The sequence below is a fragment of the Luteimonas galliterrae genome (genome assembly GCF_023374055.1).
Taxonomy (GTDB): domain Bacteria; phylum Pseudomonadota; class Gammaproteobacteria; order Xanthomonadales; family Xanthomonadaceae; genus Luteimonas_C; species Luteimonas_C galliterrae.
In genome coordinates, this window is sequence record NZ_JAMBEP010000001.1 from 1,678,676 (window position 1) to 1,695,919 (window position 17,244).

The 17,244-nt window shown below is 67.1% G+C and carries 14 protein-coding genes; 8 read left to right on the forward strand and 6 right to left on the reverse strand.

The features are described 5' to 3' along the window. The first annotated feature begins 52 nt into the window (after positions 1-52). Together M2650_RS07765 and ybaL are read left to right on the forward strand one after the other, a co-directional pair. Complete coding sequence (locus tag M2650_RS07765) at positions 53-709, forward strand: YceH family protein (RefSeq protein WP_249473080.1); 657 nt, start codon at positions 53-55, stop codon at positions 707-709. A gap of 61 nt (positions 710-770) precedes the next feature. Beyond that, complete coding sequence (ybaL, locus tag M2650_RS07770; RefSeq protein WP_249473082.1) at positions 771-2,477, forward strand: YbaL family putative K(+) efflux transporter; 1,707 nt, start codon at positions 771-773, stop codon at positions 2,475-2,477. A 138-nt stretch (positions 2,478-2,615) separates the two neighbouring features. On the opposite strand, the gene clpB is transcribed toward ybaL, so the two are convergent. Next, positions 2,616-5,198, reverse strand: a complete 2,583-nt coding sequence (clpB, locus tag M2650_RS07775; protein ID WP_249473084.1) for an ATP-dependent chaperone ClpB — start codon at positions 5,196-5,198, stop codon at positions 2,616-2,618. Between the two features lie 187 nt (positions 5,199-5,385). Between clpB and M2650_RS07780 the strand changes: the two genes are divergently transcribed. The 5 genes from M2650_RS07780 to M2650_RS07800 all read left to right on the forward strand — a co-directional run bounded on the left by M2650_RS07780 (position 5,386) and on the right by M2650_RS07800 (position 11,537). Then, positions 5,386-6,189, forward strand: coding sequence for a YidB family protein (locus M2650_RS07780; RefSeq protein ID WP_249473086.1), 804 nt, complete (start codon positions 5,386-5,388; stop codon positions 6,187-6,189). Between the two features lie 168 nt (positions 6,190-6,357). Further along, a complete protein-coding gene (gene otsB / locus M2650_RS07785) occupies positions 6,358-7,119 on the forward strand; it encodes a trehalose-phosphatase (RefSeq protein ID WP_249473088.1) in 762 nt (253 codons plus the stop codon). Beyond that, on the forward strand, positions 7,116-8,894 hold the full coding sequence (locus M2650_RS07790; protein ID WP_249473090.1) for a glycoside hydrolase family 15 protein: 1,779 nt from the start codon (positions 7,116-7,118) through the stop codon (positions 8,892-8,894). Before otsB ends, M2650_RS07790 begins: the two co-directional genes overlap by 4 nt. 133 nt (positions 8,895-9,027) lie before the next feature. Further along, positions 9,028-10,401, forward strand: coding sequence for an alpha,alpha-trehalose-phosphate synthase (UDP-forming) (gene otsA / locus M2650_RS07795; RefSeq protein ID WP_249473092.1), 1,374 nt, complete (start codon positions 9,028-9,030; stop codon positions 10,399-10,401). A gap of 26 nt (positions 10,402-10,427) precedes the next feature. Further along, on the forward strand, positions 10,428-11,537 hold the full coding sequence (locus tag M2650_RS07800) for a saccharopine dehydrogenase family protein (RefSeq protein WP_249473094.1): 1,110 nt from the start codon (positions 10,428-10,430) through the stop codon (positions 11,535-11,537). A gap of 110 nt (positions 11,538-11,647) precedes the next feature. Here the strand turns inward: M2650_RS07800 and M2650_RS07805 are convergent, their stop codons facing one another. From M2650_RS07805 to rluD, 3 genes are read right to left on the reverse strand one after another with little or no spacing between them, the layout of a single operon-like run. Continuing rightward, positions 11,648-12,178 carry a DUF4166 domain-containing protein gene (locus M2650_RS07805; protein WP_249473096.1) on the reverse strand — a complete coding sequence of 177 codons (531 nt, stop codon included), beginning with the start codon at positions 12,176-12,178 and terminating at the stop codon, positions 11,648-11,650. Next, complete coding sequence (gene pgeF / locus M2650_RS07810) at positions 12,175-12,921, reverse strand: peptidoglycan editing factor PgeF (protein ID WP_249473098.1); 747 nt, start codon at positions 12,919-12,921, stop codon at positions 12,175-12,177. Before pgeF ends, M2650_RS07805 begins: the two co-directional genes overlap by 4 nt. Continuing rightward, positions 12,918-13,913 carry a 23S rRNA pseudouridine(1911/1915/1917) synthase RluD gene (rluD, locus tag M2650_RS07815; protein WP_249473100.1) on the reverse strand — a complete coding sequence of 332 codons (996 nt, stop codon included), beginning with the start codon at positions 13,911-13,913 and terminating at the stop codon, positions 12,918-12,920. The genes pgeF and rluD overlap by 4 nt, the downstream gene beginning before the upstream one ends. 91 nt (positions 13,914-14,004) lie before the next feature. Here rluD and M2650_RS07820 point away from each other — a divergent pair, with 91 nt between their 5' ends. Then, positions 14,005-14,871, forward strand: coding sequence for an outer membrane protein assembly factor BamD (locus tag M2650_RS07820; RefSeq protein WP_249473102.1), 867 nt, complete (start codon positions 14,005-14,007; stop codon positions 14,869-14,871). 143 nt (positions 14,872-15,014) lie between these two features. On the opposite strand, the gene M2650_RS07825 is transcribed toward M2650_RS07820, so the two are convergent. Together M2650_RS07825 and M2650_RS07830 are read right to left on the reverse strand one after the other, a co-directional pair. After that, a complete protein-coding gene (locus tag M2650_RS07825) occupies positions 15,015-16,646 on the reverse strand; it encodes an NAD+ synthase (RefSeq protein ID WP_249473104.1) in 1,632 nt (543 codons plus the stop codon). Continuing rightward, positions 16,643-16,993 carry an endonuclease domain-containing protein gene (locus M2650_RS07830; protein WP_249473105.1) on the reverse strand — a complete coding sequence of 117 codons (351 nt, stop codon included), beginning with the start codon at positions 16,991-16,993 and terminating at the stop codon, positions 16,643-16,645. Before M2650_RS07830 ends, M2650_RS07825 begins: the two co-directional genes overlap by 4 nt. Positions 16,994-17,244 lie beyond the last annotated feature (251 nt).

A 17,244-nucleotide genomic window follows, 5' to 3' on the forward strand; every position in this document is an offset into this window, starting at 1 on the left:
TTTACTGCCGGGCGATAGCGAAACCGCCGCAGCGCGCATAATCTGCGCACTTATGGATACTTCGCCAGACCTTGCTTCCGCTACGCCCCCTGCCCTGCTCAGCCCCATCGAGGCGCGCATCCTGGGCAGCCTGGTCGAGAAGGAAGCCACCACACCCGACGCTTATCCTTTGACGCTCAACAGCCTGGTGCTGGCGTGCAACCAGAAGACTTCGCGCGATCCGGTCACTCATTTGAATGCGGGCGAGATCGAGCACGCCCTGCGGCAGATGGAAGTGCGCGGCCTGGTCAAATCCCAGCATTCGGCGCGCGCCGGTCGTTACGCGCACCGCATGGAAGCGGTGCTCAGCCTGACCCGCCAGCAGACCGCATTGCTCGCGCTGCTGATGCTGCGCGGACCGCAGACGCTGCACGAACTGTTGAGCCGCAGCGAACGCTGGGTGAAGTTCGAAGGCGCCGAGGACGTGCAGCACGCACTGGAACGGCTGGCCGCGCGCGAACCGGCCATGGCGGTGAAACTGCCGCGCGGCAGCGGCCAGCGCGAAGACCGCTACGGGCACCTGCTCTGCGGTCCCTTGTCCGAAGCGCAGCTCGCGGCCGCGGCGCGCCCTTCGGCCGCGGCTGCGGACGAACAGGCGTTGCTGGAGCGCATCGACGCGCTCGAAACGCGCATCGCCGCGCTTGAAGCGAAGCTGAGCGCAGCCTCCTGATCGGTTTGCGCCGATCGCGCATGGCGTTCACTATCGCCATTCGGACATCGACGGAGCCTCAATGCCGCATCACACCTCGCTGATCGCGATCCTCTGCGTCGGCTTCGTGCTGGCGTTCGTGCTGGGCCTGCTGGCGCAGCGCCTGCGGCTGTCGCCGCTGGTCGGCTATCTGGTCGCCGGCATCCTGGCCGGGCCGTTCACGCCCGGCTTCGTCGGCGACCAGACGCTGGCGCCGCAGTTGGCCGAGATCGGCGTGATCCTGCTGATGTTCGGCGTGGGCCTGCATTTCTCGCTGCGCGACCTGATGGCGGTGAAGGCGATCGCGTTGCCCGGCGCCGTCATCCAGATCGCGGTCGCTACCGTATTGGGCTGGGCGCTAGCGCTTTGGCTCGGCTGGTCGCACGGCGCCGGCCTGATGTTCGGCCTCGCGCTGTCGGTAGCGAGCACGGTGGTGCTGCTGCGCGCGCTGGAGGAGCGGCGCCTGCTTGAAACGGGCAAGGGACGGATCGCGATCGGCTGGCTGATCGTCGAAGACCTGGCGATGGTGCTGGCGCTGGTGCTGCTGCCTGCCCTGGCCGGCTCGCTCGGCGGCGAAGGCGGCGGCGAGGGCAATGTGTGGAAGGCGTTGCTGTGGACGCTGGCCAAGGTCGGCGCTTTCGTCGCGGTGATGCTGATCGTCGGCCGTCGCGTGATCCCGTGGGTATTGGAGCGCGTCGCCGGCACCGGTTCGCGCGAACTGTTCACGCTGTGCGTGCTGGCGGTGGCGATGGGCGTGGCCTTCGGCGCCGCCGAACTGTTCGGCGTGTCGTTCGCGCTGGGCGCGTTCTTCGCCGGCATGCTGCTCAACGAATCCGAGTTCAGCCATAAGGCGGCGCAGGATTCGCTGCCGATGCGCGACGCGTTCGCGGTGCTGTTCTTCGTCTCGGTCGGCATGCTGTTCGATCCGCATATCGTGGTCGAGCAGCCGCTGGCGATCGTGGCGACGTTCCTGATCATCGTCTTCGGCAAGTCCGTCGCCGCATGGGCCATCGTCCGCGCCTTCGGCAAGTCCAACTCGACGGCATTGACCATTTCCGCGAGCCTGGCGCAGATCGGAGAATTCTCCTTCATCCTCGCCGGCCTCGGCCTCTCGTTGAAGATACTGCCGCAGGAAGGCCATGACCTGATCCTGGCCGGCGCCTTGCTGTCGATCGTGGTGAATCCCTTCCTGTTCGGCCTGCTCGACCGCCGCCTGGCCAGGGACGACGAGCGCGAAGCGCGCGACACGCAGGACGCGTTGGCCGCCGACGACAGGATGCATGCGATCCCGGACGGCATCGGCGATCACGCCATCGTGGTCGGCTACGGCCGCGTCGGCAGCCAGCTGGCCAAATTGTTGCGCGAGCGCCGCGTGCCGGTGGTGGTGGTCGAAGACGATGCCGATCTGGTCGCGCAGGCGCGCGCCGCCGGCTTCCCCAGCGTGCGCGGCAATGCCGCTTCGGAACGGGTGATGCTCGAAGCGCGGCCCGAGCGGGCGCAAATCGTGGTGTTCGCGATACCGCATGCGCTGGAAGCCGGCGAGACGATGGCCCGGCTTCGCGCGATCAACCCCGCGCTGACCTTGCTGGCCCGTGCGCACAGCGAGGCCGAAGTGAAGCATCTGCTGGAGCACGGCGCCGACGGCGCGGTGCTGGCCGAACGCGAGCTGGCGTATTCGCTGGCGGAGATGGTGATGGCGACGCCGCCGTACCGGCCGACGCGCGCCACCCAGGCTACCGACGCTTCGTAGGCAGAGGCTGCTTTTGCCGTCTCCCCCTTTGAAAAAGGGGGACACGGGGGGATTTGCTTTTGACCTCAGTCATGAGGTGTCGCGCTAAAAGCTAAAAGCAAATCCCCCCTGCCCCCCTTTTTCAAAGGGGGGAACAGCTCATTTCGCGAAGATCAGGTGGCCGCTTTCGGCATCGACCCGCACCGTGTCGCCATTGCCGAACTCGCCCGCCAATATTTTTTGCGCCAGCGGATTTTCCAGCTGTTGTTGGATCGCACGCTTGAGCGGCCGCGCGCCATACACCGGATCGAAACCGACGTTGCCCAGCAGCTCCAGCGCCTTGTCGGCGATCTCCAGGCGGATGCCGCGCTCGGCCAGCCGCTTCTCCAGTCCGCGCATCTGGATCTTGGCGATCTGCTTGATCTGCGCCTTGTCCAGCGGGTGGAACACGACGATATCGTCCAGCCGGTTGATGAACTCCGGGCGGAAATGCGCTTGCACCACGCCCATCACCGCGGCTTTCATCTGGGTGTAGCTTTCCGGAGAATCGTCGACGGCCAGCTCCTGGATCATCTGCGAGCCGAGGTTGGACGTCATCACGATCACGGTATTGCGGAAATCCACCGTGCGGCCCTGGCCGTCGGTGAGGCGGCCGTCGTCGAGCACCTGCAGCAGGATGTTGAACACGTCCGGGTGCGCTTTCTCGACTTCGTCGAGCAGGATCACGCTGTACGGACGCCGCCGCACCGCCTCGGTCAGGTAGCCGCCTTCCTCGTAGCCGACATAGCCAGGAGGCGCGCCGACCAGGCGGCTCACCGCGTGCTTCTCCATGAATTCGCTCATGTCGATGCGCACCATCGCATCGCTGCTGTCGAACAGGAACTCGGCCAGCGCCTTGCACAGCTCGGTCTTGCCGACGCCGGTCGGGCCCAGGAACAGGAACGAGCCGCTGGGACGGTTGGGATCGCTCAGGCCGGCGCGCGAACGCCGCACCGCGTCGGACACGACCTTGATCGCCTCCTCCTGGCCGACCACGCGCGCATGCAGCGCATCCTCCATCTTCAATAGTTTTTCGCGCTCGCCCTCGAGCATCTTCGACACAGGGATGCCGGTCCAGCGCGACACGACCTCGGCGATTTCCTCGGCGGTGACGCGGTCCTGCAGCAGCTTGAAGCCTTTGTTTTCCGCCTCCTGTGCGGCGTTCAATTGTTTTTCGAGTTCCGGCAGCAGGCCGTACTGGATCTCGCTCATGCGCGCGTAATCCTGGCGGCGTTGCGCGGCCTCCAGTTCCAGGCGCGCGGCTTCGATCTGCTCTTTGATCTTGGTCGCGCCCTGCAGCGTGGCCTTTTCCGCCTTCCAAACTTCTTCCAGGTCGTTGTATTCGCGCTGCAGTTTTTCGATTTCGTCTTCCAAATCGGCGAGGCGCTTTTTGCTTTCGGCGTCCTTCTCTTTCTTGAGCGCTTCGCGCTGGATCTTGAGCTGGATCAGGCGGCGTTCCTTGCGGTCGAGCTCTTCGGGCTTGGAATCGATCTCCATGCGGATGCGCGAAGCCGCCTCGTCCATCAGGTCGATGGCCTTGTCCGGCAGCTGGCGGTCGGCGATGTAGCGGTGCGACAGGGTCGCCGCGGCGACGATGGCCGGATCGGTGATCTCCACGCCGTGATGCACCGCGTAGCGCTCTTTCAGGCCGCGCAGTATGGCGATGGTGTCTTCCACGCTCGGCTCGCCGACGAACACCTTCTGGAAGCGACGCTCGAGCGCGGCGTCTTTTTCGACGTATTTGCGGTACTCGTCCAGCGTGGTCGCGCCGATGCAGTGCAGCTCGCCGCGGGCGAGCGCGGGCTTGAGCATGTTGCCGGCGTCCATCGAACCTTCCGCCTTGCCTGCGCCCACCATGGTATGCAGTTCGTCGATGAACAGGATGATCTGGCCCTCGTTCTTGGCCAGATCGTTGAGCACCGCCTTCAATCGTTCTTCGAATTCGCCGCGGTATTTGGCGCCGGCGATCAGCGCGCCCATGTCCAGCGACAGCACGCGCTTGCTGCGCAGGCCTTCGGGCACTTCGCCGTTGACGATGCGCTGCGCCAGGCCTTCGACGATCGCGGTCTTGCCGACGCCGGGTTCGCCGATCAGCACTGGGTTGTTCTTGGTGCGCCGCTGCAGCACCTGGATCGTGCGGCGGATCTCCTCGTCGCGGCCGACCACCGGATCGAGCTTGCCCGATTCGGCGCGCGCGGTCAGGTCGATGGTGTATTTCTCCAGCGCCTGGCGCTGATCTTCCGCGTTCTCGCTCTGCACGCTCTCGCCTCCCCGCATTTTTTCGATCGCGGCTTCGATCTTCTGCTTGTCGGCGCCGGCGGCTTTCAATGCGCGGCCGGCATCGCCGCCGTCGTCCAGCGCGGCCAGCACGAACCACTCGCTGGCGATGTAGGCGTCGCCGCGCTGCTGCGCCAGCTTGTCGGCGACGTTGAGCAAGCGCCCCAGATCGTTGCCCAGCGAAACGCTGCCGGCCTGGCCCGACACTTTCGGCAATTTTTCGAGCGCTTCGCCCAAGCGTTCGCGCAGCAGCGGCACGTTGACGCCGGCCTGCGCCAGCAGAGGACGCGTGCTGCCGCCCTGCTGATCGAGCAAAGCCGCCAGCAAATGCGCCGGTTCGATCAGGTTGTGGTCGCGGCCGACGGCCAGCGACTGCGCATCGGCCAGCGCCTGCTGGAAACGCGAGGTGAGTTTGTCCATCCGCATCGGACAGCTCCAACATGTGAAGAGGGCGCATGCGCGCCGAAGCCGTTCATTTGGGAGTCAGGAGGGCATTCTTCAAGGGCGGGCATACGTGGCGCGTGAAGCCGCGATAATGCGGAGTTAAGGTTTCGGACGGCCTACGCCGTTAGCATCCAGACGATCCGCGGCGCGATCGCTTGGAGGAAAACGCATGTTCGATGTCCTGGTAAGCGAGCTGTCCGAGCGCTACGGCCTGGGAGACCGCGGCCGCGATCTGTTCGGCTTGCTGATGGGCTATATCTACAACGACCGGCGCGGCGGCTTCGGCGGTTTCGCCGAAAGTTTCCGCCAACAGGGCCATGGCGACCTGTTCGCTTCCTGGCTCGGCGGCGATGCGCGCCGCCAACGCACGCTCACCGCCAGCGACGTGGGCATGGTGTTCGGACAAGGCCTGCTCAGTGATTGGGGCAACCGCATCGGCGCCAGCCGCGCGACGGTGGCCGCGGCGATCGCCGGCGTGCTGCCTCGGTTGATCGGCGAACTCACGCCGGGCGGACGCTTGCCGGAAGCGTTCGGTGCCGGCCCGGTCAAAGCAACCGATGCGCGTACGGCGCACACCGATGCGCCTGTCGACGCCGACGACGACCGCGAAGCCGTTACCGATGCCGGAGTGGTTTTAGGCCATGCGGCGTCCGCTCCCTATTCCGGCGACCGCATCGCCAGCGCGAACCTGCGTCGCGACGGCGTACGCACCGAGCCGCAAGGATCCGCCGCGCCGATCGATCCGCATGTCGCCGCCATCACCGAAGCCGTGTTTTCCGACGAGCCTTTGCTGCGCGATGTCGAATTCCGCCGGCCGCCGCCGCGGCGCGAACGCGGCGGTTTCGGCTGGCTGCTATGGTCGCTGATCATCCTAGCGGCGTTGGCTGCGGGCGGCTGGTATTACGTGCAGCGGTACGGACTGCCGCCGGGCGTGCAGTTGCCGTGGTCGACGACGCCGGCTACGAACAACTAGCCCAACCAGCGTTTTGTGGGAGCCGCTTTAGCCGCAACCTCTTTCTTGTGGAGACGATAAAAAGATCAAGAGCTCGCGGCTAAAGCCGCTCCCACAAAGCCGCTCCCACAAAAGCGGCATCGCGATGTGAACTTAATGCTAACGCCGCGTTAGCCACAATACGCGGCGATGCCTGTCCAAAGCGCCAACTTACGGCAGCGTCCACCCGCGCCCGCAGACGACTGGGCCTTGTTCCTGGATGTGGACGGCTGCCTGCTCGATTTCTCCGACACGCCCGAAGGCGTGATCGTGCCGCCCGCACTGCCCGTCGCGCTGGGCGCGCTGTCGCGCCGCCTGGACGGCGCGCTGGCGCTGGTCAGCGGGCGGGCGCTCGCCAGCCTCGATACGTTGTTCGCGCCGCTGCATCTGCCTGCCGCAGGATTGCACGGACTCGAACGCCGCCACGGCGATCTGCTCGTTTCGCCGCCGGCCGCGCCCGCCGCGCTGGACGGCATTCTCGATGAAGCGCGCCGGCTCGCCGATAAATACCCCGGCACGCTGGTCGAAGACAAGGCGCCGGCGATCGCCCTGCACTGGCGCGCCGAACCGCTGGCCGCCGCCGATTTCGAAGCCTTCGCGATGGCCGCGCTGCTGGCGCTGCCCGGCTATCGTCTGCAGCACGGCGACCATGTGGTCGAACTGCGCCCGGCGCGGGCCGACAAGGGCGACGCGATCGCGGCCTTCCTCGACGAAGCGCCGTTCCGCGGCCGCCTGCCGGTGTTCGCCGGCGACGATCTCACCGACGAACATGGTTTCGACATCGTCAACGCCCGCGGCGGCGTCAGCGTGCTGGTCGGCGCGCGCGAGGCCAGCGCCGCGCGCTTCCATCTCGATAACCCGTCGGCCGTGCGCGCATGGCTCGCCGCAGCAACCGGAGACGCCGCGACATGAGCGAAGCCAGCCTCAACCTGGGCCTGATCGGCAACGGCAGCTTCGGCGCGCTGCTCGACGGCAAGGGCCGCGTGGTCTGGGGCTGCCTGCCGGCCTTCGACGGCGATCCGACGTTCTGCGACCTGCTGTCGCCCAAGCGCGACGGCGGCTATTACGAAGTCGCGCTGGAAGATTTCAGCGATGCCGAACAACGCTACCTGCCCAATACCGCGATCTTGCGCACGATCCTGCGCGACAGCCATGGCAATGCCGTGGAGATCACCGATTTCGCGCCGCGCTGGCACCGCAACGGCCGCCTGTACCGGCCGGTGATGCTGATCCGCCGGGTGCGCGCGCTGGTCGGCCATCCGCGCGTCCGCATCCGCCTGCGCCCGCTGGCCGATTACGGCGCGACGCAGCCGGAGACCACCTGGGGCAGCAACCACATCCGTTTCCTCGTCCCCGGCTTCACTTTGCGCCTGACCAGCGACGTGCCGGTGCGGATGCTGCGCGACGAGTTGCCGTTCGCGCTCGACCGCGAGCTGCATCTGGTGCTCGGCCCGGACGAGACGCTCACCCAATCGGTATCCGGCTTCGCGCGCGAGGCCGAAGAACGCACCATCGGCTACTGGCGCGACTGGGTGCGTTACCTGTCGATCCCGCTGGAATGGCAGGAAGCGGTGATCCGCAGCGCGATCACGCTGAAGCTGTGCCAGTACGAGGAAACCGGCGCGATCGTCGCCGCGATGACCACCTCGATACCGGAGGCGCCGCACACGCCGCGCAATTGGGACTACCGCTACTGCTGGCTGCGCGACGCGGCCTTCGTGGTGCGCGCCCTCAACCGGCTAGGCGCCACGCGCAGCATGGAAGACTACCTGCGCTACGTGTTCAACATCGCCACCTCCGACGACGGCCTGCAGCCGCTGTACGGCATCGGCTTCGAGACCGCGCTCGCCGAAGAGGAAATCGACAGCCTGGCCGGCTATCGCGGCATGGGGCCGGTGCGGCGCGGCAATCTGGCCTGGGTGCAGAAGCAGCACGACGTTTACGGCAGCGTGGTGCTGGCGTCCGCGCAGTTGTTCTTCGACCAGCGACTGGAGAATCCCGGCGACCTGGCCACCTTCCAGCGCCTGGAACCGCTGGGCGAGCGTGCGTTCGCGCTGCACGACCAGCCGGATGCGGGCTTGTGGGAATTCCGCGGCCGCGCCCATGTGCATACGTACTCCAGCGTGATGTGCTGGGCCGCGTGCGACCGCCTGGCCAAGATCGCAGTGCAGTTGGGCCTGGGCGAACGCGCCGGCTACTGGCGCGGCCGCGCCGACACGATCCATGCGCGCGTGATCGAGCACGCTTACGATGCCGAGCGCGGCCACTTCGTCGAATCGCTGGACGGGCATCGCCTGGACGCGAGCCTGCTGTTGCTGGCCGACATCGGCTTCGTCAAACCGGACGATCCGCGCTTCATCGCCACGGTCGAGGCGATCGGCCGCGACCTCAAGCGCGGCGACGCGCTGTTCCGCTATATCGCGCCGGACGATTTCGGCGATCCGGAAACCAGCTTCACCATCTGCACGTTCTGGTACATCGACGCGCTGGCCGCGATCGGCCGCAAGGACGAGGCGCGCGCGCTGTTCGAGCGGCTGTTGGCGCGGCGCAACCCGCTGGGCCTGCTGTCCGAGGACTTGGCCTTCGACGACGGCGAGGCCTGGGGGAATTTTCCGCAGACGTATTCGCACGTGGGTTTGATCATCGCGGCGATGCGGTTGTCGCGGCCTTGGCAGGACGCCGCATGATGGGCTTGACATCGCATCCGACGGCTTTTTCTCTTGTGGGAGCGGCTTCAGCCGCGAGCTGTTCGCAGAACGAGGTGATTCAAAGCAAAAGCTCGCGGCTGAAGCCGCTCCCACGAAGAGCGAGGCGCCGCCCATGAGCCGGCTGGTCGTCGTCTCCAACCGCGTCGCCCTGCCCGGCGCTGAACAGGCCGGCGGCCTGGCGGTCGCGTTGAAAGCGGCGCTGCAGGAAACCGGCGGGCTGTGGTTCGGCTGGAGCGGCCGCACGGTGCGCGGCAATTCGGGCGAGCTGCACGAGCAACGCGAAGGCGACATCCGCTATCTCACCGTCGACCTGTCGCGCGACGATTTCGAGGGCTACTACAACGGCTTCGCCAACCGCACGCTGTGGCCGCTGCTGCATTTCCGGCCGGACCTGGTCGACTACAACCGCGAAACGCACGACGCCTACCGCCGCGTCAACGCGCTGTTCGCCGAAAAGCTGGCCAAGCGGCTGAAACCGGACGACATCGTCTGGGTGCACGACTACCATCTGCTGCCGCTGGCCGAGGAACTGCGCATGCGCGGCGTCGAGTCGCGGATCGGCTTCTTTCTGCACGTGCCGCTGCCTTCCGCGGACCTGATCGCCGCGCTGCCCAGCCACAACCGCCCGTTCGGCGCGCTGACCGCCTACGATCTGGTCGGGTTCCAGACCGAGCGCGATCTCGAACGCTTCCAGGATTATTTGCGGCTGTACGCGGGCGGCAAGGTCGTGCGCAAAGGCGTGTTGCTGGACCGCGCCGGCCGCGAATTCCGCGCCGGTGCGTTTCCTATCGGCATCGACACGCCGCGCATCGCCGAACTGGCCGCCGATGCGGTGCGCAAGCCCGGCGTCAAACGCCTTCAGGCCAGCCTCGCCGGCCGTTCTCTGGCGATCGGCGTCGACCGGCTCGACTATTCCAAGGGCATACCGGAACGCTTCCGCGCGTTCGCGCGCTTCCTCGACCGCCATCCGGAGAAACGCGGCAAGCTGACCTTCCTGCAGATCGCACCGGTATCGCGCGGCGGCGTCGGCGAATACCGGGCCTTGAAACGCGAGCTGGAACAACTGGCCGGCCACATCAACGGCGGCTATGCGGAACCCGATTGGACGCCGGTGCGCTACGTCAACCGCAACTACCCGCACGCCACGCTGACCGGCTTCTACCGGATGGCGCGGATCGCGCTGGTCACGCCGCTGCGCGACGGCATGAACCTGGTGGCCAAGGAATTCGTCGCCGCGCAGGATCCGGACGATCCCGGCGTGCTGATCCTGTCCAGCTTCGCCGGCGCGGCGCGCGAGCTCGACAGCGCGCTGCAGGTCAATCCCTACGATCTGGACGGCGTGGCCGATGCGATCGCGACCGGGCTGGAGATGCCGCTGGCCGAACGCAGGAAACGCTGGCGCAAGATGATGGAACGCGTCGGCCGCTACGACATCCACGCCTGGCGCAAGGATTTCCTGTCCGCGCTCGCCGCCACGCGCGCTTGAGGCGACGGCGCGTTTAACATCGCGCCATGCGCATCCTCGTACTCGGCGGCTACGGCCATTTCGGCGGCCGCATCGCCCGCAGCCTGGCGGCCGACGCCGGCATGGACATCATCGTCGCCGGCCGCGATGCCGCGCGCGCGGAGCGTTTCATCGTCGAGACCGCGCTCGGCCGCGAACGTATGCGCGCCGCGCGGCTGGACGTGGAGAGCGACGCCTTCGAACAGGAACTGCGGGCGCTCGCGCCGGCATTGGTGATCCATACCGCCGGGCCGTTCCAGGAACGCGACTACCGGGTCGCCGAAGCTGCGTTGGCTTGCGGCTCGCATTACGTCGATCTCGCCGATGGCCGCGGTTTCGTCGCCGGCATCGACGCGCTCGACGCCAAGGCGCGCGCGACGCAACGCTGGGCGATCGGCGGCGCGAGCAGCGTGCCGGGGCTGACGGCGGCCGTCGTCGAATCCCTGCGCGAACGCTTTTCGCGGCTCGATGCGGTCCAGACCGGCATCAGCCCGGGCAACCGCACGCCGCGCGGCTTGGCGACGACGCGCGCGATTCTGAGTTATGTCGGCCAACCGTATGCCGCGCTAGTGAAGGGGGAATGGCGCGACGTGCACGGCTGGCAATCGCTGCGGCGCGTCGTCTACCCGGGATTGGGGGCGCGCTGGTTGGCGCGTTGCGAAGTGCCCGATCTGGAGGTGCTGCCGCGCCGCTATCCGTCGCTGAAAACCTGCGACTTCCGCGCCGGCCTGGATCTGCGCAGGATGCATTTCGGCTTGTGGCTGGGAAGCTGGCTGGTGCGTGCCCGGCTGGTGTCCGGCATGCAGGGATGGGCCGAGCGATTGCTGGCGATCAGCGAACGCTGGATCGAGAACGGTTCCGATGTCGGCGCGATGCATGTCGGCCTGAGTGGCGTGGACTTCGACGGCACGCCGTTGCGTTTGCGCTGGACATTGCTCGCACGCGACGGCGACGGCCCGCAGGTGCCCTGCACGGCCGCGATCCTATTGGCGCGCAAGCTGGCGCGCGGCGAATTGCCGGGCAGCGGCGCCAAACCGTGCCTGGACATGTTCGGCCTGGACGAATTCCTGCAGGCGCTGGATGGTTACGCCATCGAAACCGATTTGCGAAGGCGGTGATGGAAACCGCCTTTTTGTGGGAGCGGCTTCAGCCGCGAGCTCTTTGCCGCCAGTTCGCGCGACCTGATGGAAAGAGCTCGCGGCTGAAGCCGCTCCTACAAGAGCGGAGATCAGGCGGGCTCCAGCCAGCCTTCGTAACGGATCAGGCTGCCGATCAGCGGCATCGACGCTTCCACCAGGAATTCGTAGCGGCCTTCGTGCTCGCGCTCGCGGCAGCGCACATCGGCGAACCACGACGCGGGCAGCGGAACCAGGCCGAACAGGCGCACGCCCACGGTCTGCCACCAGATCGCGCCGTCGTGCACGTTCAAGGCGAAGCGGAACTGCATCGGCCCCATGCGTTCGCCCAACTGCCCGCCGCAATCGCGCAATCGCGAACGCATCCGGAAGCCGCCGAAATCGCGCTGCCAGATTTCGCCGGATGCGTCGGTGTGGAATTCGACCGTCGTCGGCACGTCGACGGCGGTACGCGGGAGCCCGGCGATGGTCGCGCAAAGCCGGGCGATCGGATTACGGCCGCGCGTGATGGTGGCGCGCCCGGCGTATTTACCGTGTCCGCGAATCGAATGCAGCATGCGCACCGCGGTCGGCAGACGGAAGAACGGCGCTCCGAGCAGTTTCTGGAAGAGTGTCGAGCTCATGGTTTCCTGTACACCAGCGTCGCCATGCGGCCGGTGCGCCGGTCGCGGCGGTGCGAAAAGAAGCGTTGCGGGTCGGAGATCGTACACAGGCCGCCGCCATGGATGCGCCGCACGCCGACGGCCTGCAGACGCTGCCGGGCCAGCGCATACAGGTCCACGCGCCAATGGCCCGGGCGCGTGGCGGCGAAGGCCGATCGCGCCTGCGGGTCGCGGGAGACGAAAGCGCCGAAGACTTCCTCGCCGATTTCATAGGCTCCGGGACCGGCGGCCGGACCGAGCCACGCGACGATGCCGTCCGCCGGCGCCTGCAACGCGGCGACCGTATTTTCGAGCACCCCGGCAGCCAATCCGCGCCAACCGGCATGCGCAGCGGCGATCTCGCTGCCGTCGGCGGCGGCGAACACCACCGGCAGGCAATCGGCGGTGAGGATGGCGAGCACGGTCGCCGGCGCGGAAGTCACGGCGGCATCGGCTTCGGGTTCTTGCATGTCGTCCTTCCGCCCGGCGAAACGGACGGCGCGGGTGCCGTGCACTTGGGCCAACCAATGCGGCGCGGACGGCAGCGAAAATTCGGCGATCAGGCGGTCGCGATTCGTCGCGACCGCACCGGCATCGTCGCCGCAGCGCGCGCCCAGATTGAACGCGTCGAACGGCGCCTGCGACACGCCCGCGCCATGGCGCAGCGTGGTGAAGGCGACCACGCCCGGCGGCGCCGGCCAGTCGGCGGGCAGCGCGGCGTTCATTTCTTCGCCTGCGCCTGCTTGGCGTCGTCCTGCAGCGCGCGCAACAGATCGCGCATGTCCTGCGGCACCGGCGCGGTGGCGCGCACCGGCTGGCCGCTGACAGGATGCGCGAATTCCAGCGTCTCGGCGTGCAGCGCCTGGCGCTTGAAGCCGCGCAAGGCGTCGATCAGTTCCGGCGTCGCGCCCTTGGGCAGCTTCAATGGACCGCCGTACAGCGGATCGCCGACGATCGGATGCTTCAGGTGCGCCATGTGTACGCGGATCTGGTGGGTGCGCCCGGTTTCCAGGCGGCATTCGAGCGCGGTATGGGCACGGAAGCGTTCGCGCAGGCGGTAGTGGGTGACGGCTTCGCGGCCGTCGTCGCGCACGCCCATCTTCAGCCGGTCGCGCGGATGGCGGTCGATCGGCAAGTTGGCGGTGCCGCCGGACACCAGCGCGCCGACCACGATGGCCAGGTATTGCCGGTGCACGTCGCGCGCCGACAGCTGCGCGACCAGGGCGGCGTGCGCGGGCAGCGATCGCGCCACCACCATCGCGCCCGAAGTGTCCTTGTCGAGCCGGTGCACGATGCCGGCGCGCGGCAGCGCGGCCAGGCCGGGGTCTCGGTGCAGCAGGGCGTTGACCAGGGTGCCGGTCGGATTGCCGGCGCCGGGGTGCACCACCAGGCCGGCCGGCTTGTCGATCACGATCACGTCGGCGTCTTCGTACAGCACCTGCAGCGGGATGTCTTCGGGCGCGGCGTCGGTCTGCGCGTCGAGCACCACGGCCAGGCTGACGGTTTCGCCGCCGCGCACCGGGTCGCGCGGCTTCTGGGTGCGGCCGTCGAGCAGGGCATCGCCGGACTTGATCCACTCCGCCAGCCGAGAGCGCGAGAATTCGGGGAAGAGCTCGGCCAGCACCGCATCGAAACGGCGGCCGGCGGCGGCCTCGGGCACGCGCGCGGTGCGGGGCGAGATCGCTTCTTGACTGGGGACGGCATCGGCGGCAGGCATGCGGAAGGCTTCGGTTCAGGCGGCGGGCACGGCGGCCGGCACGGGCTGTTATTATCCGCGGTTCGTGCCCCAAGCGCCCTAACTGTCGCCCATGACCTCACGCCTTGCCCTGCCGCGCCTGCTGTTGCTCGTGCTCATCGTCGCCATCGCCGCCGGAACGGGCTGCGCGCGGATCGGCAAGATGTTCAAGAAGGGGGACAAGAACGAAGGCGTGCCGGCCGAACAGTTGTACGACCGGGGCCATAAGTCGGTGATGGAAGAGAACTACGGCACCGCTTCGGAGACCTTCCAGCGCCTGATCGCGCAATACCCGTACGGTCCCTACGCCGAGCAGGCGCAGGTCGAACTGGCCTACGCGCAGTTCAAGGCCGGCAAGCACGACGATTCGATCTCCACCATCGACCGCTTCATCCGCACCTACCCCACCCACCGCAACACGGTCTATATGTACTACCTGCGCGGCCTGTCCAACTCGGCGCGCAATACCGTGTTCCTGCAGCAGGTGTTCTCGCTGGACACCAGCAACCGCGACCTGACCGCGCCGATGCAGGCCTACAACGATTTCAGCATCGTCGCCGAGCGCTACCCGAACAGCCGCTACGCCGCCGATGCGCGCCAGCGCATGGTGTTCCTGCGCAACCAGTTCGCGCGCTACGAGATCAATACCGGCCTGTACTACCTGCGCCGCGGCGCCTGGGTGGCGGCCGCCGACCGCAGCAAATACCTGCTGGAAACCTATCCGCAGAGCGAATACCAGAACGACGCCGTCGCGATCATGGCCGAGGCCTATACCCGCCTGGGCAACCAGACCCTGGCCGACGACGCCAAGCGCGTGCTGCAGCAGAACGATCCCGACCACCCTTGGCTGTCCGGCGGCTGGCCCAAGGATCCGTCGATCTTCAACCGCCTGAACCCGTTCGCGCGCGAACGCCGCAGCGTGTCGCAGCCAGCGAACTGACCTTGCTGTCCTTCCCCCTTTGAAAAAGGGGGATCGAGGGGGATTTGCTTCGCTGTTGCTTCAAGCAGCAAAATCAAAAGCAAATCCCCCATCGCCCTTCGGGCGATCCGCCCCCTTTTTCAAAGGGGGCAACAGCGAGAGCGTCAGCCGGAATATCCGTTGGTGATCGGATAGCGCCTTTCGCGGCCGAAGGCGCGCCGCGACACCTTGGGCCCGGGCGCGGCCTGGTGGCGCTTCCATTCGCTGATCCGCACCAAACGCAATACCTTGTCCACCGTGGCCGCGTCGAAGCCCGCCGCGACGATCTCGTCTCGCGACTGCTCCTGGTCCACATGGCGCAGCAGGATGGCGTCGAGCACATCGTAAGGCGGCAGCGAATCCTGATCCTTCTGGTTCTCGCGCAGTTCGGCCGACGGCGACCGCGCGATCACCGCTTCGGGGATCACCGGCGCGCCGGCCACGGTATTGCGCCAGCGCGCGAGCGCGAACACCTCGGTCTTGTACAGGTCCTTGATCGGCGCATAACCGCCGCACATGTCGCCGTAGATCGTCGCGTAGCCGACCGCGTACTCGCTCTTGTTGCCGGTGGTCAGCAACAGGCCGCCGAATTTGTTGCTCAAGGCCATCAGCAGCGCGCCGCGGGTGCGCGACTGAAGGTTCTCCTCGGTAGTATCGACGGGCTTGCCGGCGAAGGTCTCGGCCAGCGCGTCGAGATAGCCCTGGAACGGCTTTTCGATCGGCAATTCCAGCAGCCGCACGCCCAGCGCAGCGCATTGCTCGGCGGCCAGGTCGTTGCTCAGGCCCGCCGTGTAGCGCGAAGGCATCCGCACCGCATTGACGTTGCCGGCGCCCAGCGCGTCGACCGCAATCGCCAGCACCAGCGCCGAATCGATGCCGCCGGACAGGCCCAGCCAGACCTTGTCGAAGCCGTTCTTGCGGCAGTAGTCGCGGGTGCCGCGCACCACCGCGCGCCAGGCCAGCGCGTCGCGCCCTTCGTCGTTCTCGTACGGCCACGCCACCGGCGCGAATTTGCGCGACGCCGGGTCGTAATCGGCCAGCAACCAATGCTCTTCGAAGGCGCGCGCGGCAGGATGGATGAAGCCGTCGCCGTCGGCCAATACCGAAGCGCCGTCGAACACCAGCGCATCCTGGCCGCCGACGACGTTGATATAGGCCAGCGCGGCGCCCGTTTCGGACACGCGTTGCGCCAACAGCGCGTCGCGCTGGGCATGCTTGTCGCGCTCGAACGGGGAAGCGTTGGGCACCAGCACCAGCTGCGCGCCGGCCTGCACGGTCTGCGCCAGCGGCTCGGGGAACCACAGGTCTTCGCAGATGATCAGGCCGAGCGGGACGCCGTTCACTTCGAACGTGCAAGTCTCGCGATCCGGGTCGACATCGAAATAGCGCCGCTCGTCGAATACCGCGTAGTTGGGCAATTCGCGCTTGCGGTAAGTCGCCGCGACGGCGCCGTCGCGCAGCACGCTGGCCGCGTTATAGACCACCGCGCCGGCTGCCTGCGGCCAGCCAACGACGGCGACGATGCCGGTCGCCTGCGCAGCGATCGTCTCGATAGCCGCCTGGCAATCGGCCAGGAACGAGGGCCGCAGCAGCAGGTCTTCGGGCGGGTAGCCGCTGAGCGCCAGTTCGGGAAACAACACCACATCGGCGCCGTGCGCGTCGCGCGCTTCGGCGATCATAGCGGCGATGCGTTCTGCATTCTTCGCGACCGCGCCAACGGGAAAGTCGAATTGAGCCAGGGCGATGCGCAGGATCATCGCGTGGATTCCGATAGTTGCCGGAGGATCATGTCGCAGACGCCTTCCAGGTTTTGCAGGATGTCATTATCCCAGAAGCGGAGTATTCGGAAGCCTTCACGGCGAAGGAAGGTATCGCGACCGGCATCATGGCGAGATTGCTGGTGCTGACCGCCGTCCGCTTCGACGATCAGCCGCTTTTCCAGGCAAGCGAAGTCCGCCACGTAAGGCCCGATGGGATGCTGGCGCCTGAACTTGTGGCCTGCCGTCGCTTTGCGGTCGCGTAGGACGCGCCACAGAGCGCGCTCGGCGTCGGTCATATCTTGGCGCAACTGCCGGGCAAGTGTGGTTTTTTGAGCACCGCGCATGCTTTGAGTCCGGACTGAAAGAAATCAACATCGCAAGAGCGTGCGCTCGCTGCTATCGGAAAATGCCGCGCGCCCTCACCCAACCCTCTCCCGCAAGCGGGAGAGGGCTTCAGATCGCGTCGGCTTTAGCCCTCTCCCGCCTGCGGGAGAGGGTTGGGAGAGGGCGCGCGCGATGACCGATCGCGTCAAACCCCTCATTGCTGACGAAAAAAAGCCGCCCGAAGGCGGCTTTTTCGAACCAGCGCCGAAGA

What these genes read in the sequence shown, in the direction of transcription:
- M2650_RS07765 (WP_249473080.1), top strand. Translation starts at nt 53, where the DNA reads ATGGATACTTCGCCAGACCTTGCTTCCGCTACGCCCCCTGCCCTGCTC.
- ybaL (WP_249473082.1), top strand. Translation starts at nt 771, where the DNA reads ATGCCGCATCACACCTCGCTGATCGCGATCCTCTGCGTCGGCTTCGTG.
- clpB (WP_249473084.1), bottom strand. Translation starts at nt 5,198, where the DNA reads ATGCGGATGGACAAACTCACCTCGCGTTTCCAGCAGGCGCTGGCCGAT.
- M2650_RS07780 (WP_249473086.1), top strand. Translation starts at nt 5,386, where the DNA reads ATGTTCGATGTCCTGGTAAGCGAGCTGTCCGAGCGCTACGGCCTGGGA.
- otsB (WP_249473088.1), top strand. Translation starts at nt 6,358, where the DNA reads ATGCCTGTCCAAAGCGCCAACTTACGGCAGCGTCCACCCGCGCCCGCA.
- M2650_RS07790 (WP_249473090.1), top strand. Translation starts at nt 7,116, where the DNA reads ATGAGCGAAGCCAGCCTCAACCTGGGCCTGATCGGCAACGGCAGCTTC.
- otsA (WP_249473092.1), top strand. Translation starts at nt 9,028, where the DNA reads ATGAGCCGGCTGGTCGTCGTCTCCAACCGCGTCGCCCTGCCCGGCGCT.
- M2650_RS07800 (WP_249473094.1), top strand. Translation starts at nt 10,428, where the DNA reads ATGCGCATCCTCGTACTCGGCGGCTACGGCCATTTCGGCGGCCGCATC.
- M2650_RS07805 (WP_249473096.1), bottom strand. Translation starts at nt 12,178, where the DNA reads ATGAGCTCGACACTCTTCCAGAAACTGCTCGGAGCGCCGTTCTTCCGT.
- pgeF (WP_249473098.1), bottom strand. Translation starts at nt 12,921, where the DNA reads ATGAACGCCGCGCTGCCCGCCGACTGGCCGGCGCCGCCGGGCGTGGTC.
- rluD (WP_249473100.1), bottom strand. Translation starts at nt 13,913, where the DNA reads ATGCCTGCCGCCGATGCCGTCCCCAGTCAAGAAGCGATCTCGCCCCGC.
- M2650_RS07820 (WP_249473102.1), top strand. Translation starts at nt 14,005, where the DNA reads ATGACCTCACGCCTTGCCCTGCCGCGCCTGCTGTTGCTCGTGCTCATC.
- M2650_RS07825 (WP_249473104.1), bottom strand. Translation starts at nt 16,646, where the DNA reads ATGATCCTGCGCATCGCCCTGGCTCAATTCGACTTTCCCGTTGGCGCG.
- M2650_RS07830 (WP_249473105.1), bottom strand. Translation starts at nt 16,993, where the DNA reads ATGCGCGGTGCTCAAAAAACCACACTTGCCCGGCAGTTGCGCCAAGAT.